Genomic DNA, 18,264 nt, shown 5'->3' with positions numbered 1-18,264 from the left:
CGATATTCGAATCGAAAGGAGATTTCCCATGAATCAATGGCTAAATGCTCACACCTCATCTGTTATCAAACTTGCCGAATATATTTTTTCTCATCCTGAAACGGCTTATCAGGAAGTTTTATCCTCTCAGTGCCTAATTCATTTCTTGGAATCAGAAGGCTTCGCAATTACTGCTCCTGTCGCTAATATTGACACAGCGTTTTGTGCCACTTGGGGAGAGGGTTCCCCTGTTTTAGGCTTTCTTGCGGAATATGATGCTCTGCCAGAATTAGGACACGCTTGCGGACACAACCTCCTTGGAAGTGGCGTTGTCGGTGCTGCCTGTGATTTAAAGGATCGCATGATCCGTGAAAATTTAAAAGGAACGATAAAGGTTTTCGGCTGTCCTGCTGAGGAAATACTCTCTGGTAAAATAAAGATGAAAGACGCTGGATTATTCAATGATATTGATACCGCAATTACCTGGCATCCCTTTGACCGCAACCGAATCAGCAATGATATCTGGCAGTCTCAGGATATTAAGAATTACACATTTCACGGCATTAGTGCCCATGCCTCCAAGAACCCTGACAAGGGTCGTTCTGCTTTAGACGCTGCAGAGCTGATGAATATTGGTGTAAATTATCTGCGGGAGCATGTCCCCACAGATGTGCGCATGCATTACGCTTATCTGGATAATAGAATCCCTGCGAATGTTGTCCCAGACTATGCCAAAACCAATTACTTTATTCGGTCTTCAAAAAGAGCTCTGACGGAAGAAGTAAGCAAACGCGTGGATGCCTGTGCCCAAGGTGCTGCCTTAATGACTGGAACCACTGTAGATATCGAACTTGTTTCCTATTGCAAAGAAATGAAGCTTAATTCCACACTAAACCACCTGTTTTTTGAGGTAATGAAGGAGCTGGAGGTTCCCTCCTATACCGAAGCAGAACTCTCTTTTGCCGCAAAAATCTCTGAAGAGATAAATCCCAATGCTTCCTCTCCTCTTTTTACAGGATTGGAGCCCTTAGAGGATTCCCCTGTTCCAATCGCCATCGGAACAGATGTTTCTGAGATAAGCCACGATATCCCAACCATTACCATTAGTGCTGCAACTATGTGCAAAGGAACTCCCCTTCATCACCCTGCTGCCGCTGCCCAGGCAGGTATGAGCATTGGACACAAGGGAATGATTTATGCAGCGAAGATAATGAGTAACGGCGCCTATAAACTGATTCAAAATCCCGAAATAATCCATGAAGCAAAAAAAGAAATATGATATGATAGACTTACGAATATTCAGAAAGGAGCTATATGAATTATGGAAACCACAGAGATAAATTGTAAAATTGAACATCATGCTGTTTTATTTGCCTATTTGTCAAAACGGACATTTGAAAAAAGACCACAGGATGGCGAAAAAGTTATTTTAAAGGCTATGACCATCTATGGAAAAGAACGGGGTGCACGTATGGCTGGAAATGCCTTGGCAAACGGAGATCACTTAAGTACCGCCATGAGCCAAGTCTACGGTGAATGGGTGCCAGATTATGATGGCCAAATGGATTTTGGTCGAATGCAAACCACCCCCACTCTTCAGACTTATATCGCCAAATGTGCCTGGTGTGATGCTTGGGAAAAACACAATCTCATGGAATATGGAAAGTATTATTGCTCCAATATTGATAACGCTTGGTATCAGGGCTTTAATCCCGACAATGTCTGTACACAGCTTACCCCGCCTATGAGCTGGGGTGGTCAGCGTTGTGAGTTTGACTGGCAAAATCCCATTACAGATGAAGAGCTCATCTATTTAAACGAAAAAAAGACCGCTCTTGGCGATTCTTGTATAAAGGACTTTAATTTCCATACAGCTCATCTTTTATACAGCATTAGTCGTACTCTGAAAAAGGAATTAGGGGAGGATGCCACAGAGATTATTGAGAATGCAAAGAAAGATTATATAAACACTTTCGGACAAGAATACCTGGACGTCCTGAAAGGCAAATACAAAGGAGAATAAAAAATGATTACAAAAAAAATTGGTGTAATAGGGTTTGGAAATATGGCCAGTGCTATTATAACAGGTGCATTAAAAAAGGGTGTCCTTGCTGCATCAAACATTTCTACTTATGACATTTCTTCTGAAGCAACCGACCGTGCAAAAAAATTAGGAATTCATGTGGCTAAGGATAATACAGAAGTAATTAAAAATGCAGATATCATTCTTTTGGCCACAAAACCCCAGTATACAGAAGATGTTTTCGCAAACTGCGGTAAAATCGATGCGGACAAATTATTTTTATCTATCGTTGCTGGAATTACAAGTGAACGCTTATTTGCAATGATGGACGTACGTCCACGCCTGATTCGTATTATGCCCAATACTCCAGCTCTGGTAAATGAAGGCGCCTACGGAATAGCTCCCTATGAAAATGCCACAGAGGAAGACAAAAAAGAGGTGGCAGAAATCTTCTCCTCTATCGGAGTCGTAGAATGGATTTCGGAATCTCTTATTGATGTCGTAACCGGACTAAGTGGCGGAGGCCCTGCATATGTCGCTGTTTTCATTGAAGCTTTAGCTGATGGAGCTGTAAAAATGGGTCTTCCCAGAAAAACCGCTTACCGCTTAGCCGCACAAACCTGTCTTGGAACAGCAAAAATGATTTTAGATGAGGATATGCATCCTGGCGTCTTAAAGGATGGGGTTACTTCCCCTGGCGGTACAACAATGGCTGGTCTTCAAGCTCTGGAAGACGGTGCGTTTCGCGGCACCGTTATGGATTGTGTTACTGCTGCTACTGAAAAGTCTAAATCTTTATAAATATCCATATAATTTAAAAGCGCTGTTATGATTTCACTCATTTCAGCGCTGTTTTTCTTGCAATTAGCTTATGGATAGGGTTTCCCTTGGCAGAAAATTTTTCTTCGTATTCTGTCATCACGTTTCCTTGATTCATCTCTTCGTTATTGTGTAAGTCAAAAGTATGCTCTAACAGTTCAAATTCCTTTGACTCCTTTATTTCTTCCAGGGAAAATTCAAACAAATCCCTATTATCTGTCTTAAACTCCAGTTCTCCTTCTTCTCTAAGTATACAATAATACCGTTTTAAAAACTCTCTTGATGTAAGGCGTCTCCTTGCATGTCGCTTCTTTGGCCATGGATCTGAAAAATTCAAGTAGATACGGTCAATTTCCTCCTTCTCAAAGAGTTCTTCTAATTCTACTGCGTTTTGGCAAAGAAGGCGGAGATTTTCTACGTATTCTTCTATACTTTCCACGCCTCGTAAAAGCACACTGGAATATCGTTCAATACCAATATAGTTCTTATCTGGATTTTTTGATGCGTGGGTTAAAATAAATCGTCCTTTTCCCATTCCAATTTCCACTTCTATAGGGTTCTCATTTCCAAACTCTTTCTTCCATTTCCCTTTTCTCTTTTGTGGATTGTTTACTACATTTTCGTTCTCTTTAAGTACTTCGTCGGCTCTGGGAATATTTCTGAGTCTCATTATCAATTTCCTCCAATGTGATTAATCTTTTCCAGTCTATGTAGAAATTAACGAAAAGTCAAGTCATAACTGCCTCTTCGTATTTAATTTAGCTAAATTTAACTATTCTATACCTACAAAATAGGTGTATAATTACTATAGTATTTTTTATTATATGGTGTATTATATGTTAGTGAATTGACTGTACCGTATTTAATATGAAGAAAGGGAGGCACGCAATGGATAGCATAGTTGAAAAATTAACCGAAATCGAAAACACTGCAAAAGCTATTGTAAGCCATGCTGAGGAACAAAAATTCGAAGTGGAAAAGTCACTTCAGAATAATCGAAATCAATTTGACAGTAATTTTGATGCCGAATTAAAAAAAGAAATTGGCGATATACGTCAAAATTCAGAAAAAAAGATGGCAGATTTACTTGCAGAACAAAAAAAAGAAAATCAGCACACCATCGATGTATTAATCGCTGATTATGATGAGAACCACGGCAAGTATGCAGGTGAAATCCTTCATCGAATCACGGCAGGGGTATAATTATGAGTAGTATGATGGCATACAGTGGAATCGTAACCAAAATCAAAGCAATGGAAGCAAAGCTTTTGACGGAGCAGGATTTTGAGGAAATCTCCAATATGAAAAATGTTCCTGAGGTAATTGAATTTCTAAAGCAGCGCCCTGGTTACGAGAAATATATTAACCAGATGGATCCATCCTTATATCATCGGCGTCACGTTGAAAAGATGTTAATTCAATCACTTTATGATGATTACACAAGAGTTTACCGTTTTGCAAATGCAACACAACGAAAATTCATGAAGTTTTATATTAAGCACTACGAAGTGGATTTAATTAACTACTGCCTTCGTATTTTGTTTAACCATTACGACTGGCCCTTTGACCTGGACTATAAAAAACCATTTTATGATCAATACTCTCAGCTTTCAATTGATCGGTTGGTTACCTCCAAAAGTGTAGATGACCTGATTGAGAATATTAAGGACACGGAATATTATAAACCACTGCAACAAATACATGAGTCTGGAGCAGCTACCATATTTGATTATGATTTAGCACTGGAGCTGTACTCTTTTTCCGCCATTTGGAAATCCAGAAAAAGGGCTCTTAACAAAAAGGAATTAGATTTATTTACAAGAGATATGGGTACAGCCATTGATTTAATAAATCTACAATGGATATACAGAGCAAAAAAGTATTACAATATGCTGGCTCCTGATATCTATTCCATGACCATCCCCGTACAATATCGATTCAGCGTGGATGAATTCAAGGATCTTGTAGAAGCCCCAAGCGTAGACGAGTTTATTGCAAAGGTTCAAGAGACTTCTTACGCCAAGAAATATAACATCGATAATACCAAAACACTGGAACAAATGTATAACGATTGTATGATTAAGCTTTATTTGGCAGATAGAAGGAGTAATCCTTATTCTGTCGCCTCTATTAATACGTATTTTTTTCTAAAGGAAACTGAAATCACCAAACTAACAACAGCCCTTGAATGTATTCGTTACGGCTTATCTTCAAGAGAAATATTAGGATATATAGGAGGTGTGATTCAATGATAGTCAAAATGAAGTTTTTAAGTATCACAGGTCCAAGGACAGATATCGACAGAGTAAGTGATCTCTATCTTAGTAAGTATGAGATGCAGCTTGAAAATGCCGTAACAGAGTTAAAAACTACAGATAACCTTATGCCCTTTGTGGACGTGAACCCTTATCGGGATGCACTGGCAAAAGCCGAAAAGTTTGTAGCTGCTCTGGATGTACCGGATAAAGATACTCCTGAAACAAAATTATCCACAGAGGAAATTTTAGATTTAATCCGTGAACTCAATCATGAAACAATTGAGCTACAGGATAAGCAGGATAAAATCCGCAAAGACCGTGCAGTCCTGAAAGAAAAGAGAAATTTACTTCTTCCCTTTCGTTCTTTAGAAATGGATTTGCACCAGGTTTTAAACTATGAATTTATCAAAACACGCTTTGGCCGTATTGGCATTGATTATTATCAAAAGCTGGAAAAATATCTGTTTAAAGATATTAAGGCGATTTTTATCGAATCTACCAGAGATGAGAATTACGTATATGGCTGCTACTTCGTTGCGAACGCAGATATGGGAAAAGTAGACTCCATATTCAGTTCTCTGCATTTTGAACGCATCCGATTGCCTGACGCCTATACTGGCTCCCCTGCTTCTGCATACAATGAGTTGGATAAGCAGGTAAAGGGTATGAAGCAGGAAATGATTGCTCTTGATAAACAGATGAAGCAATTAGTTGTGGATCATAGCACTAACTTAATCGCGGCTAAACATCGCCTGGAAGAGCTTTCCAACAACTTTGATGTTCGTAAAATGGCAGCCCGCATTAAAAACAACCAAGAAGATCACTACATTATTTGTGGTTGGATGGGGGAAAAAGATGTTGCATCATTTTTAAAAGAAATCGAACATGATGAAAAAGTTTTTGCTGTTGTAGAGGAGGATCGAGAGAAATTCTTCGGAAAACCTCCTACCAAACTGAAAAACCCAAAACTTTTCAAGCCTTTTGAGATGTTTGTACGTATGTATGGTCTTCCGGATCAAAACGAAATGGATCCTACCATCTTTTTAGCTGTTACCTACACTTTTATCTTTGGAGCAATGTTTGGTGATTTAGGTCAGGGCTTCTGCCTTTTCCTCATTGGTGGACTCGTTTACTTCACGAAAAAGTCTAATTTAGCTGGAATCATTTCCATTGCAGGAATTTTTTCGATGTTCTTCGGATTAATGTTTGGAAGTGTATTTGGATTTGAAGACATTATTGAAGCTCACTGGTTAAGGCCAGTACATGCAATGACAAAGCTTCCTTTTGTTGGACAGCTTAATACCGTATTTATTGTTGCAATTGCATTTGGTATTGCATTAAATCTGCTGGTAATGATCTTTCAGATTATCAACTCAATCCGTGCAAAAGACACAGAGAATCTCTGGTTCTCACAAAACGGCGTCGCAGGATTGGTATTTTATGGTTTTCTTGCCTTCGTGGTCTTTTTGTACTTCACCGGACACAAGACACCAAGCAATATAATATTAGCTATTTTCTTAGGAGTACCGATTATTCTCTTTGTTTTCAAGGAGCCACTGACAAATCTGGTCACCCGGAACCACAAGAAAATCGAAGAAGGAAAAGGTATGTTCCTTGTTCAAGGATTTTTTGAACTTTTTGAAACACTATTAAGCTATTTCTCCAATACCTTATCCTATGTTCGTATTGGTGCCTTCGCTGTCAGTCATGCTGCAATTATGCAGGTTGTTCTAATGCTGGCAGGTGCTGATAAAGGTCAGATTAACTGGATTGGAATCATTGTAGGAAATTTAATTGTAGTCGGAATTGAAGGACTAATCGTAGGCATCCAAGTACTACGTTTAGAATATTATGAAATGTTTAGCCGGTTTTATAAGGGGACGGGTCGTGAATTTAAACCCTTTAATAACCACAATAAAGTAAAGTAAAAAATTAGGAGGATATTATCATGACTTTACCAATCAAATTATTATTAGTTGCAACTCTTATTCTAAGTATTATTATTCCTTTCGGATATTATCTAATCGGAGAAAAAAATAAAAAGAGATACAAAAAGGCAATTGGAACCAATGTTTTCTTTTTCTTTGGAGCTCTTGTAATCGGCGGAATTATGCTATTCGGTGGCGATTCTGTACTCGCTGCTGAGACTGCGTCTGCCGCTTCTAACGCAACAGGCTTTGGCTATCTGGCCGCTGCACTTTCAACCGGTTTGTCATGTGTAGGTGGTGGTATTGCCGTTGCCAGCGCTGCCAGTGCTGCACTTGGTGCAATTAGTGAAGACCCAAGCGCACTTGGTAAGTCCTTAATTTTCGTTGGTCTTGCAGAAGGTGTTTGTCTTTATGGACTGATCATCTCCTTCATGATCATAGGTAAGCTTTAATATGAAAATGTACTTAATCAGTGATAATATCGATACTCTGACAGGGATGCGCCTCGCTGGTGTTGACGGCATCGTTGTTCATGAGAAAGAAGAGCTTCGGAACGCAATTGAAGATGCGATGAATGATAAAAGCATTGGAATCATTTTGCTGACCGAGAAATTCGGAAGAGAATTTCCCGACTTAATTGATGAAATTAAGTTAGAACGTACCATGCCTCTTTTGATTGAGATTCCTGACAGACACGGAACCGGACGTAAAAAAGATTTTATCACTTCCTATGTAAACGAAGCAATAGGACTAAAACTGTAAAGAGGTGAAGTGAGTGAATATAGAAAAGAAACTGGATCTTCTTAGAGAGGCTGCAATGGAGGAAGCCAGAGCAAAAGGCAATGCAATTATTAAGCAGCACGAAAATGCTCTGAATGATGTCTTTAATCAGCATAAACAAGAGACTCTTCTACAAAAGGAAACCCGTATAAAGGCAGAGCGTATTTCAGCAAAACAGCAACTAAATATGGCATCTTCAAAAGCTCAGCTAGAGCTGAAAAAGGAACTCAGCAGCACACAGTTGCAGCTGAAAAAAAAGTTGTTTGTAGAAGTTCGTGAGCTTCTGGATGATTATATGAAAACCCCAGCTTATGAAAATTTACTAATCAACTACATACAAGGGGCTGCCAGGTATGCTAACGGTGCTTCTATGACGATCTATATCAACCCTTCCGACGAAGGCAAGATGGCGCATATTCAGGAAGTAACCGGGATGAAGCTCACCTTAAGCTCTGAGGATTTTATTGGTGGTGTACGCTGTGTCATTCAAGATCGTAATATCTTAATCGATCATGCTTTTAAAGATGCTCTGGAAACAGAGTACGAAAATTTCGCATTCAAGGGAGGTGGGGGAATTGAATAGTACAGGAGTAATTCATGGCATCAATGGTCCCGTTATCTACCTAAAGGGAAAGACTTCATTTAAGATGTCAGAAATGGTACATGTAGGTGATGAGCATCTTGTAGGAGAAGTTATTTCTCTGGATAAAAATACTACAACGATTCAAGTATATGAAGAAACCTCCGGCCTTCGTCCGGGAGAACATGTAGAATCTACTGGTAGTGCCGTTTCGGTAACCTTGGCACCCGGTATTTTAAATAATATATTTGACGGAATCGAACGGCCTTTAGAGAACATTGCAGAAGAAGGAGGCGCCTTTATTACACGAGGAGTTTCCGTTGACTCTTTGGACAAGCAGAAAAAGTGGCAAACCCACATTACTGTCAACGAGGGAGATGTCTTAAGTGGTGGTACTATCATTGCTGAAGTACCTGAAACTCAGGCAATTGTTCACAAATGTATGGTTCCTCCAAATATTTCCGGAACGGTCATTAAGGTTGTCCCAGACGGAGAATATACCATTGACGAAGTATTAGTAACCCTAAAGCAAAACAACGGCGAAACCGTCGATTTAACGATGACACAACAATGGCCTATTCGTGTTCCCCGCCCAGTGCATCACCGTTATCCAGCAAGTATTCCTTTGGTAACAGGACAAAGAATCCTTGATACCATGTTTCCAATTGCCAAGGGTGGTACTGCCGCAATTCCCGGTGGCTTCGGTACTGGAAAAACCATGACTCAGCACCAGATTGCAAAATGGTCTGATGCCGATATCATTGTTTATATTGGCTGTGGCGAGCGTGGAAACGAAATGACTCAGGTTTTAGAAGAATTCGGTGAATTGATTGACCCGAAATCTGGAAACCCTCTTATGGATCGTACGGTGTTAATTGCAAACACTTCCAATATGCCTGTTGCAGCCCGTGAAGCATCTATCTACACAGGCTTAACTTTGGCAGAATATTATCGTGATATGGGTTATGATGTAGCCATCATGGCAGACTCAACCTCACGCTGGGCAGAAGCTCTTCGTGAATTATCAGGACGTTTGGAAGAGATGCCTGCCGAAGAAGGCTTCCCTGCTTATCTGGCCTCTCGTCTCTCTGCTTTTTATGAGCGTGCAGGCATGATGCAGACTTTAAATGGTTCCACCGGCTCCGTTTCCATTATTGGAGCTGTTTCCCCTCAGGGTGGGGATTTCTCGGAGCCGGTTACACAGAATACAAAGCGGTTTGTCCGCTGCTTCTGGGGTCTGGATAAGTCTTTGGCTTATGCAAGACACTTCCCTGCAATTCACTGGCTTACCAGCTACAGTGAATATTTAAATGATTTAAGCGGATGGTATACCGATAATGTGTCTCCAAAATTTATTGACTATCGAAATCGTCTTATGACACTTTTAAATCAAGAAAGCTCATTAATGGAGATTGTAAAGCTGATTGGTGGAGATGTTCTCCCTGATGATCAAAAGCTGACTCTGGAGATTGCCCGGGTCATCCGTCTGGGATTCTTACAGCAAAATGCATTCCATAAAGATGACACGAGTGTCACTTTGGAAAAACAGTTTAAGATGATGGATGTCATTTTGTATCTTTACAAGGTAAGCCGTAAACTTATTGCAATGGGAATGCCTATGTCGGTATTAAAGTCTGAGGGTATTTTTGAAAAGGTTATTGCAATCAAATACGATGTACCAAATGATAATTTGCAACTATTGGATATGTATAAACGTGATATTGATACGTTTTACAATAATGTAATTAGTAAAAATGCGTAGGAGGGAAAATTATGGCTATAGAATATCTTGGACTCAGTAATATTAACGGCCCTCTCGTCGTGCTGGAAGGCCTGCAGGACGCATTTTTTGATGAAATAGTAGAATTCCTTGTTGATGATACAACACGGAAAATGGGACGTATTATCGAGCTTTATGAGGATAAGGCAATTATTCAGGTTTTTGAAGGAACCGAAAACATGTCTCTTGAAAACACCCATACCCGTCTGTCTGGGCATACCATGGAAGTTTGTGTCTCCCCAGATATGCTTGGACGAACCTTTAATGGTGTAGGAAAACCAATTGACGGATTGGGTCCCGTAGTTTCAGAAGATTTCCGGGACGTAAATGGTCTGCCTCTTAATCCTGTAAAAAGAGAATATCCCAGAAACTATATTAACACCGGAATTTCAGCAATTGATGGATTAACCACTTTAATTCGTGGGCAGAAGCTTCCCATCTTTTCCGGAAATGGTCTTCCTCATGACCAGCTCGCAGCACAAATCGTAAAACAAGCTTCTCTTGGAAGCAACTCCGACGAAGAATTCGCAATTGTATTTGGAGCTATGGGTGTAAAACACGATGTAGCAGAATTCTTCCAGAAAACTTTTGATGAAAGTGGTGTATCTGACCACGTATGTATGTTCTTAAACTTAGCAAATGACCCTGTAGTAGAAAGATTAATTACTCCAAGGGTAGCCCTTACTGTGGCAGAGTATCTGGCCTTTGAATGTAATATGCATATTCTTGTTATTTTAACGGATATGACCTCTTTTTGTGAGGCACTTCGTGAGGTTTCTTCCTCAAAGGGTGAGATTCCTTCCAGAAAAGGTTATCCCGGCTATCTCTACAGTGAGCTGGCAACCATATACGAACGTGCAGGTATTATAGAGGATGCTTCAGGATCGGTAACACAGCTTCCGATTCTAACCATGCCAAATGATGACATTACCCATCCAATTCCAGACTTAACCGGATATATTACCGAGGGACAGGTAGTTTTGGATCGTAATCTGAACGGTCAATCTATTTATCCGCCTATTAGTATCCTTCCCTCCCTTTCCCGTCTTATGAAAGATGGTATCGGTAAAGGATATACCAGAGAAGATCATCAAGACTTGGCAAATCAGCTCTTCTCCTCTTATGCTAAAGTAGGAGAGGCAAGAAACTTAGCTTCTGTTATTGGTGAAGACGAACTTTCACCCATTGACAAAAAGTATCTGGAATTCGGTAAAGAATTTGAAAAGCATTATATTGGACAAGGACCTACCGAAAACCGAAAGGTTGAAGAAACTTTAGATCTTGGATGGAAGCTTCTATCCCTTCTTCCAAAAGAAGAGTTAGACCGTATTGATACAAAGATTATTGACAAGTACTATCATAATTCACCTGATGAAGTACCAGAAATTTAAGGGAGGTAGCCTATGGATCCACGAGAGTTTCCCACAAAGGGTAATTTGATTTTAGCAAAGAACTCTCTTGTTCTGGCACACCAGGGTTACGACCTCATGGATAAGAAGAGAAACATTCTTCTGAAAGAGCTTATGGGGCTTATTGACCAGGCAAAAGAGATTCAGGATAAAATTGATTCCACCTTTACAAAAGCATATCAAAGTTTACAGCGTGCTAATATTGAGAATGGTATTAGTAAAGTACAGGAAATTGCTTTTACTGTTCCAATCGACGATAATATACAGATACAACTCAGAAGTATCATGGGAACAGAAATACCTCACGTGAAATATGATATGCGAAAAAATGAAATGACTTATTCCTTCGGCACAACTCACGAATCCATTGATATGACAAGAGCAGCTTTTCGGGATGTAAAAAAGCTGACTGCTGAGCTTTCTATGGTAGAAAATGCAGCGTATCGTCTTGCAACAAATATCAAAAAGACTCAAAAACGCGCCAATGCGCTTAAAAACATTACCATTCCCATGTATTCTTCTCTTGTGCGAAACATTAATAATGCGCTGGAAGAAAAGGAACGGGAAGAGTTTACAAGACTGAAGGTTATTAAAAAAATGCATGGAAGCGGCAGATAATTTTTATATTTAGAAAATTGCAAACCCTTGCTAATCCTTATGGTTAGCAGGGGTTTATCTACGATGTCTGGATTTTTTCTTTCCTGCTATATTCATTTATGGTATACTCTTACTAATAATTTTAACTTAGGAGGAAATATCATGGTTCAACAGACCAAAGAAAGCAAAGATTTCGAATCATCTCAGGTGCCTCTGAGCAAGCGCAAAGGATTTTTATCTCTCTTTGTGATTATGCTTGGTTTCACCTTTTTTTCTGCCAGCATGAGCGTTGGTGCAAGACTTGGAAATTCTTTATCATTTTCAGGTTTTTTAACAGCTATTTTAATTGGGAGTGTTATTTTAGGAGCATATACAGGATTATTAGCTTATGTGGGCAGTTCCACCGGACTTAGTATGGATTTACTGGCTCACTATTCTTTTGGGAAAAAAGGCTCTTATCTACCCTCTGCAATGATTGCCTTAACTCAAGTTGGATGGTTTGGTGTCGGTGTCGCAATGCTTGCCTATCCATTAAGCGAACTTTTTGGGATTTCACCAATCATCTTTGTTGTAATCGCCGGTGTTTTGATGACTGTATCGGCTTGGTTTGGCATTGATGCCTTAACAATTGTAAGTAGTATTTCGGTTCCGTTAATCTCCATTCTCGGAATCATTTCTATGTATATGGCTATTACACAATCTGGCGGTTTATCAAGCATGTTCGGCACGGATCAGATGCCAATGTTAACTGCTGTTGGTCTTGTTGTTGGATCCTTTGTCAGTGGCGGAACTACCACTCCAAACTTTGTCCGCTTTGCAAAAAGCAAGGGGATTGCTGTTACAACTACCGTAACCGCATTTTTTGCAGGTAACTGCTTAATGTTCCTTTTTGGAGCAATTGGCGGTGCCTATACAAATAGTGAAGATATCTTTTACGTAATGATTGCACAAGGACTTACCATACCTGCTATTTTAGTACTTGGTGCTAACATCTGGACCACCAACGATAATGCATTATATTCTGCTGGTCTCGGGCTTTCAAATATCACAAGTCAGTCCAAGAAAATCACCACTTTGGTTGGAGGAATACTGGGAACAGTTGCTGCCCTTTGGCTCTATGACAATTTTGTAGGTTGGTTAAATCTTCTCAATACGACTCTTCCTCCAGTCGGAATCATCCTGATTCTTGATTACTTTTGTCGGAAAAAAGACTATGAATCCGAAGAACCTCAAAAGGATTTCCGCATTTTTTCCATACTTGGTGTAATTGCTGGTGCCATTGGTGCGAATTTTATTCCAATCGGTATTTCATCCATCAATGCAATGGTCATTGCAGCAATATCTTACTTTATCGGCGCCTTACTAGACAGAAGGAAAGAACAGATTCCAGGCAGCGCTTGGGAAATGCCCGGGGAATCGAATTAATACGCCTGCTAATAGCAGACAGATAGGAGTTAATATGTTACTAAAAGGATTGCATATTGAAAATAATAAAGAAACAAGTGATGTTCGAATCGAAGATGGACTTTTCAAGGAAATTGCTCCCAGTCTAACAGCAAAAGACGGGGAGGAGGTAAAGGATTATTTCGGTAAATTAGCCCTTCCTCCTTTTATCGAATCTCACGTCCATCTGGATACTTGCTTAACTGCTGGGCAACCTTGTTGGAATGAAAGCGGTACACTTTTTGAAGGAATCGAATGTTGGTCCAAGCGCAAGGAATCTCTGACCAAAGAAGATGTAAAAGAACGTGTTCGCCGTGCTATTAAGATGCAGGTTGCAAACGGTGTACAATTTGTCCGCACTCATGTTGACACCACCGACCCCAAGTTAACCGCAATGGAAGCCCTCATTGAGCTTCGGGAAGAATTTAAAGATCATGTCACCATACAAATTGTAGCGTTTCCTCAGGAAGGTATTCTTTCCTATCCCAATGGCGCCAAACTCCTTGAAGAATCTCTTCGTATGGGAGCTGATGCCGTGGGTGCAATTCCTCATTATGAGTTTACCCGGGAATACAGTGTAGAATCTTTAAATATGGCAATGAAACTTGCTGAAAAATATGATGTTCTTGTTGATGTTCATTGTGATGAAATTGATGACGAAGCCTCTCGCGGCCTGGAAACCTTAGCGACTCGAGCATTAGAGTCTGGAATGAAAGATAGGGTCACTGCAAGTCATACCACTGCAATGCATTCCTATAATAACGCTTATACACTGAAGTTATTTCGTTTGCTCACCATGAGTGAAATTAACTTTGTATGTAACCCACTGGTAAATACACATCTACAGGGACGCACGGATACCTATCCAAGACGCCGTGGTGTAACCCGCGTCAAGGAATTATTAGCGAACAACTGTAATGTTTCAATGGGACATGATGATATCTTTGATCCTTGGTATCCTCTCGGAACCGGCAATATGATGGATGTGGTTTTTATGGGACTACACGTATGCCAAATGATGGGGTATCAAGAAATCCTTGATAGCTACAAGCTTGTGACCACCAATGCTGCAAAGACTTTGCACTTAGGCGAAAATTATGGCATTGCTGTGGGAAGACCAGCTAATCTGATTGTCTTAGATGGCTCAGACTTCTATCAGACTCTGAACCAAAAGGGTGCTGTCCTTGCATCATACCGCACTGGTCGATTGATTTCCGAAACAATCCCGGCTGTTAAACAATTGTATATATAAGATATGATAAATGAAAACTCCCTAGGTATTGATACACTGGGGAGTTTTTCTCTACTAATACATTTTAATACTCTCAAAGTTAAAGTTATCTCGTAATCCGTCTTCCTCACTCATGTTCAATTGCCGATTCGTCTTTTGATATTTTTGAATAATAGTAGTAAATTAATATTAACAATTTGTTTGTGAAATGAATACATAGCACAAAAGTGAATATCAAGAGTTTATAATAACTAATATGTTTTCAATAAGGAGGAAGAATTGAAAGTTAAGCAAGATTTAAATTTTGGGGAAAACTTTAAAAAACTTAGATACAAGAATAATCTAACACAGGAAGACGTTGTAATTAAATTTCAATTGTATGGAATAAACATGACTAGAAGCCAATATTCACAAATCGAATTGGGTCGATATAATGTCAATTTTACCGAATTATTAGCACTGACTGATATCTTCAAATGCGATTATAGTGATTTTTTTGCAGGATATTCTGTTGATATGTTAGTTAAAAAATCAATTGGTGAGGAGGAGAATACAAAATGAACACTTTAAATATCAATCAGCTGTCCACACAAGAAATCGTAGAACGTTTTTTTACCGATATAAGCGTTGCGCAATACGCTTACGCCTTCGTGCAACGACCTGATTCACCAGATGAAATTCGCAAATATATTACAAAAAACGGTCTAGACAGCAAACGGATATTATTCGCCAAGTTTGTACAGCTGGAGAATTTTGCGGAAAACGATGCTATTTGCGAGTTAATGGACACCGCACTGTGTGCATGGTCTGCTTCTTTTCAACAGGACGGAGAGATGTGTCGCTTTACATCATCGTTTTCCACTTATCTAAGCGAAATTGCCCATTATGTTTCCCGTGAACACAAGCGAAGATACGGAAGCTTTGATGAGAAACGTGGAGACTGGATGCTTGTTGAAAGGCTGAAAGGTGCACAGCATCTGAACTTTCTGGCAAATCATTTGAATAAGCACTTCAAAGACCCGAAACACATTAATCAATGGAATCTTGTTTTTGCCCACTGCTTTCAGTTAAGAAGCACACCAGCAGACGCATCCATCGCCTCGCTGTTTTGCCACTATATGCTCGAATCCGAAAATGACAATCCCCGACTTCCATTTTACAGCAAGGAGTGCGGGACATCCTTCAAGCTCAGCCTACCCGTAATCCGATTTAACTGCATAAATGGGCTTACAGCCATAAGACATGATCTTTGGGGGAATGATTTATACGGCCAAGCTGAGTTTGCTTCCACCCTCTACAACGTCGTCAAAGCAATCTGGCGCTACAGGCTTTATGAGGATTTCAGCGAGGAGGAATGCGCCCACTTCAGAGATGCGTTGGTGCTTTACTCTTGTTTTAGCACAGGGTCAGACATGCAGGATTTTTTGAAAGATGGTGATGAGACTTTCATTCGGATGGCAATATCCGCGTGGAGCAACGTGTTCGAGCAAGAGAAGCAAATAATTGTCGCCACCCAGGAGTACAACCATTTGAGCTGGACCAAGTTTCTTGAAACGCCTCCTGTTTTGGTTGTTGCTGGAAGATGTATACGCAAGTCCCTGCCTCGGCTTCGCGCATTTTTACTAAGTGTTCCTGCCTCGAAAGTTGGTGCCTGCTCACGCGATTGGGAGCAGATGCAACAAAATATAACTATTCTGGCGGCAGATAATCATCATATAAACGTATAAGGAGGTCATGCTATGGATGACTTAAGTCTACATATCTCAGAATCATGGCAAGGCATTGTCATGAAAACGGTCAAGGAGTTTCTGGATGATAACCCCCCCAATGATATAGCCCAGACTTTGAAGCGTCAGATTGGTCAACTTGATCTTCGTATTGTGGATCTTACTGATGCAATTCGAAGTTTGAACTTAACTCTGTTTGATAAAGAAGCACCTGACTACCTAAAACCCAGCATGATGGAAATATATAATCCTGATCATGAGCCTAGAGGACGAAGCATTGCAGAACTGTGGGAAGCAATTGACCATCTAAAGACGATTTTTATCCATATGAACACTTCCAAACGCAGAATAAATGATTTGCTGAATGAATATGAACTGAATCTACTGTCTTTAAAAGCCATACAAGATGCCGTCAATGGTGAATGGAACTGGCGGATTTTAGACTTTGATGAAACTCAAAATCGTGTACTTGCCGTAACCACCAATAACATCGTGTTTATGCATTATCACAGATATGATGACAATGGAACGTATCACGAAACCTGGGAAAACTGTAGCCTCCGGGCGTGGCTTAATGATGACTTTTATCGTATCCTTCCGGCGGCTGTTCGTTCTAGAGTGTTGGAAGTCACTAATAAAAACATAAATGATTGGTTAGGCACAAACGAGGGTAATGATACTTGCGATAAAGTATTCTTACTCTCTGCTGATGAGGCTCAAAAGTATTTTAAAAATGATTTGGATCGTCGCAGTTCGGATGAATGGTGGCTTCGCACGACAGGCCTTTATGGACCATGTCACGTTGATGAGGACGGTGCCATCAATGGTCATGGTGAAAAGGCGTTGGAGGATACTATGCCTTGGATGTGGTTTGGTGTACCAAATATTCGACCCGCTATGTGGATTAACTTAGATGGATTTTGGGATGAAAACGAAAATTTGAATCCAATGATCCAGAAAACAAAGATCATCGGCGTTGGCGGCGCCGGTACAAACATTGTATATGATCTATCGACAAATTGTCAGAACACTGGCATATACAAAGGAATAGATTTTATCGTCATGGATACCGACGAACTTATACTTAAAGAAAATCTCTGCACCAATAAAGTTTTGTTGAAATTAGAGGGGTTCTATGAGCAGTCATCTGATATAGACCTAGGCATGTTTGCTGTAAATCAGAATATGGAGAGTATTTTAGCGGCCTTGCGTAATGCTAATCTGCTTATCCTTGTGGCTGGTGTTGGCGGGACTACTGCTACAAGCATTGCGCCCCAAATTGCTACGATTGCCAAAGAAATGGGTTGCTTAGTGATATCTATGGCAATTACGCCTTTCGATTTTGAAGGAGAAGAACGTATAGCAAAAGCCGAAGCAGGTATTGAGCGGCTGGTTGAAGTGTGTGACGGTGTAATCTCGTTTTCCAATGACTATCTTTTTAAAGTGATATGCGAAAAACTCACTGACCAGAGGACTAGGCCTCTGTACAGTGAGCGGATATATAATAACGTGCGAGAAGTAGCTGGAATTATTTCCGAAGCCAATCCATTAACCAAGGATGTGTTTAATCTTTCTAATAGTGCGTTACAAGAGGAACTCAACCTTATAATGGAAATCGTGAATGAGCCGGATAACGCCAGGGCACTTAACGCAGGTGAATTCAGCTTTGATGTCATACGGCAAAGACTGATGGGTTTGTAGGAATATTTT

At 40.1% G+C, this 18,264-nt stretch carries 18 protein-coding genes; 17 read left to right on the top strand and 1 reads right to left on the bottom strand.

Going from position 1 to position 18,264, the window contains the following annotated elements:
- Positions 1 to 28: 28 nt before the first annotated feature.
- From NHH15_RS00190 to proC, 3 genes are read left to right on the top strand one after another with little or no spacing between them, the layout of a single operon-like run.
- The gene (locus NHH15_RS00190) at positions 29 to 1,258 is read left to right on the top strand and encodes an amidohydrolase (protein ID WP_262064622.1); all 1,230 of its coding nucleotides are present in this window, start codon (positions 29 to 31) and stop codon (positions 1,256 to 1,258) included.
- Positions 1,259 to 1,300: 42 nt separating this feature from the next.
- Complete coding sequence (locus NHH15_RS00185) at positions 1,301 to 2,002, top strand: L-2-amino-thiazoline-4-carboxylic acid hydrolase (RefSeq protein WP_262064621.1); 702 nt, start codon at positions 1,301 to 1,303, stop codon at positions 2,000 to 2,002.
- A 3-nt stretch (positions 2,003 to 2,005) separates the two neighbouring features.
- The gene (gene proC / locus NHH15_RS00180; protein ID WP_262064620.1) at positions 2,006 to 2,803 is read left to right on the top strand and encodes a pyrroline-5-carboxylate reductase; all 798 of its coding nucleotides are present in this window, start codon (positions 2,006 to 2,008) and stop codon (positions 2,801 to 2,803) included.
- 37 nt (positions 2,804 to 2,840) lie between these two features.
- On the opposite strand, the gene trmB is transcribed toward proC, so the two are convergent.
- Positions 2,841 to 3,491 (bottom strand): tRNA (guanosine(46)-N7)-methyltransferase TrmB, encoded by a 651-nt coding sequence (gene trmB / locus NHH15_RS00175; RefSeq protein ID WP_262064619.1) that lies wholly within the window; start codon positions 3,489 to 3,491, stop codon positions 2,841 to 2,843.
- Between the two features lie 218 nt (positions 3,492 to 3,709).
- Between trmB and NHH15_RS00170 the strand changes: the two genes are divergently transcribed.
- The 14 genes from NHH15_RS00170 (at position 3,710) to NHH15_RS00105 (ending at position 18,255) form a co-directional block, all read left to right on the top strand.
- Complete coding sequence (locus tag NHH15_RS00170; protein WP_262064618.1) at positions 3,710 to 4,024, top strand: hypothetical protein; 315 nt, start codon at positions 3,710 to 3,712, stop codon at positions 4,022 to 4,024.
- A 2-nt stretch (positions 4,025 to 4,026) separates the two neighbouring features.
- Positions 4,027 to 5,073 carry a V0D/AC39 family V-type ATPase subunit gene (locus NHH15_RS00165; protein ID WP_262064617.1) on the top strand — a complete coding sequence of 349 codons (1,047 nt, stop codon included), beginning with the start codon at positions 4,027 to 4,029 and terminating at the stop codon, positions 5,071 to 5,073.
- Complete coding sequence (locus NHH15_RS00160; protein ID WP_262064616.1) at positions 5,070 to 7,007, top strand: V-type ATP synthase subunit I; 1,938 nt, start codon at positions 5,070 to 5,072, stop codon at positions 7,005 to 7,007. The genes NHH15_RS00165 and NHH15_RS00160 overlap by 4 nt, the downstream gene beginning before the upstream one ends.
- Before the next feature lie 20 nt (positions 7,008 to 7,027).
- Positions 7,028 to 7,459, top strand: a complete 432-nt coding sequence (locus tag NHH15_RS00155) for an ATP synthase subunit C (RefSeq protein ID WP_262064615.1) — start codon at positions 7,028 to 7,030, stop codon at positions 7,457 to 7,459.
- Position 7,460: 1 nt separating this feature from the next.
- Positions 7,461 to 7,769 carry a V-type ATP synthase subunit F gene (locus NHH15_RS00150; RefSeq protein ID WP_262064614.1) on the top strand — a complete coding sequence of 103 codons (309 nt, stop codon included), beginning with the start codon at positions 7,461 to 7,463 and terminating at the stop codon, positions 7,767 to 7,769.
- Between the two features lie 13 nt (positions 7,770 to 7,782).
- A complete protein-coding gene (locus tag NHH15_RS00145) occupies positions 7,783 to 8,370 on the top strand; it encodes a V-type ATP synthase subunit E (protein ID WP_262064613.1) in 588 nt (195 codons plus the stop codon).
- A complete protein-coding gene (locus tag NHH15_RS00140; RefSeq protein WP_262064612.1) occupies positions 8,363 to 10,129 on the top strand; it encodes a V-type ATP synthase subunit A in 1,767 nt (588 codons plus the stop codon). The genes NHH15_RS00145 and NHH15_RS00140 overlap by 8 nt, the downstream gene beginning before the upstream one ends.
- Before the next feature lie 11 nt (positions 10,130 to 10,140).
- Positions 10,141 to 11,538, top strand: coding sequence for a V-type ATP synthase subunit B (locus NHH15_RS00135; protein WP_262064611.1), 1,398 nt, complete (start codon positions 10,141 to 10,143; stop codon positions 11,536 to 11,538).
- 12 nt (positions 11,539 to 11,550) lie between these two features.
- Entirely contained in the window at positions 11,551 to 12,174 is a 624-nt protein-coding gene (locus NHH15_RS00130; RefSeq protein WP_262064610.1) for a V-type ATP synthase subunit D, read from the top strand.
- Positions 12,175 to 12,315: 141 nt separating this feature from the next.
- Positions 12,316 to 13,578 (top strand): cytosine permease, encoded by a 1,263-nt coding sequence (codB, locus tag NHH15_RS00125; protein WP_262064609.1) that lies wholly within the window; start codon positions 12,316 to 12,318, stop codon positions 13,576 to 13,578.
- Between the two features lie 34 nt (positions 13,579 to 13,612).
- Complete coding sequence (gene codA, locus NHH15_RS00120; RefSeq protein ID WP_262064608.1) at positions 13,613 to 14,848, top strand: cytosine deaminase; 1,236 nt, start codon at positions 13,613 to 13,615, stop codon at positions 14,846 to 14,848.
- Positions 14,849 to 15,106: 258 nt separating this feature from the next.
- Positions 15,107 to 15,388, top strand: coding sequence for a helix-turn-helix domain-containing protein (locus NHH15_RS00115; RefSeq protein ID WP_262064607.1), 282 nt, complete (start codon positions 15,107 to 15,109; stop codon positions 15,386 to 15,388).
- Complete coding sequence (locus tag NHH15_RS00110) at positions 15,385 to 16,554, top strand: hypothetical protein (RefSeq protein ID WP_262064606.1); 1,170 nt, start codon at positions 15,385 to 15,387, stop codon at positions 16,552 to 16,554. The genes NHH15_RS00115 and NHH15_RS00110 overlap by 4 nt, the downstream gene beginning before the upstream one ends.
- A 12-nt stretch (positions 16,555 to 16,566) precedes the next feature.
- A complete protein-coding gene (locus tag NHH15_RS00105; RefSeq protein WP_262064605.1) occupies positions 16,567 to 18,255 on the top strand; it encodes a DUF6273 domain-containing protein in 1,689 nt (562 codons plus the stop codon).
- The last annotated feature ends 9 nt before the right edge of the window (positions 18,256 to 18,264 follow it).

This window comes from Aequitasia blattaphilus (genome assembly GCF_024721305.1).
Lineage (GTDB): Bacteria > Bacillota > Clostridia > Lachnospirales > Lachnospiraceae > Aequitasia > Aequitasia blattaphila.
This window is presented reverse-complemented; position numbering and strand designations above follow the sequence as displayed.

Coding starts and splice junctions, on each gene's coding strand:
- NHH15_RS00130 (WP_262064610.1), top strand. CDS start 11,551: ATGGATCCACGAGAGTTTCCCACAAAGGGTAATTTGATTTTAGCAAAG.
- proC (WP_262064620.1), top strand. CDS start 2,006: ATGATTACAAAAAAAATTGGTGTAATAGGGTTTGGAAATATGGCCAGT.
- NHH15_RS00165 (WP_262064617.1), top strand. CDS start 4,027: ATGAGTAGTATGATGGCATACAGTGGAATCGTAACCAAAATCAAAGCA.
- NHH15_RS00170 (WP_262064618.1), top strand. CDS start 3,710: ATGGATAGCATAGTTGAAAAATTAACCGAAATCGAAAACACTGCAAAA.
- NHH15_RS00135 (WP_262064611.1), top strand. CDS start 10,141: ATGGCTATAGAATATCTTGGACTCAGTAATATTAACGGCCCTCTCGTC.
- NHH15_RS00155 (WP_262064615.1), top strand. CDS start 7,028: ATGACTTTACCAATCAAATTATTATTAGTTGCAACTCTTATTCTAAGT.
- NHH15_RS00110 (WP_262064606.1), top strand. CDS start 15,385: ATGAACACTTTAAATATCAATCAGCTGTCCACACAAGAAATCGTAGAA.
- NHH15_RS00105 (WP_262064605.1), top strand. CDS start 16,567: ATGGATGACTTAAGTCTACATATCTCAGAATCATGGCAAGGCATTGTC.
- trmB (WP_262064619.1), bottom strand. CDS start 3,491: ATGAGACTCAGAAATATTCCCAGAGCCGACGAAGTACTTAAAGAGAAC.
- NHH15_RS00190 (WP_262064622.1), top strand. CDS start 29: ATGAATCAATGGCTAAATGCTCACACCTCATCTGTTATCAAACTTGCC.
- NHH15_RS00150 (WP_262064614.1), top strand. CDS start 7,461: ATGAAAATGTACTTAATCAGTGATAATATCGATACTCTGACAGGGATG.
- NHH15_RS00160 (WP_262064616.1), top strand. CDS start 5,070: ATGATAGTCAAAATGAAGTTTTTAAGTATCACAGGTCCAAGGACAGAT.
- codA (WP_262064608.1), top strand. CDS start 13,613: ATGTTACTAAAAGGATTGCATATTGAAAATAATAAAGAAACAAGTGAT.
- codB (WP_262064609.1), top strand. CDS start 12,316: ATGGTTCAACAGACCAAAGAAAGCAAAGATTTCGAATCATCTCAGGTG.
- NHH15_RS00185 (WP_262064621.1), top strand. CDS start 1,301: ATGGAAACCACAGAGATAAATTGTAAAATTGAACATCATGCTGTTTTA.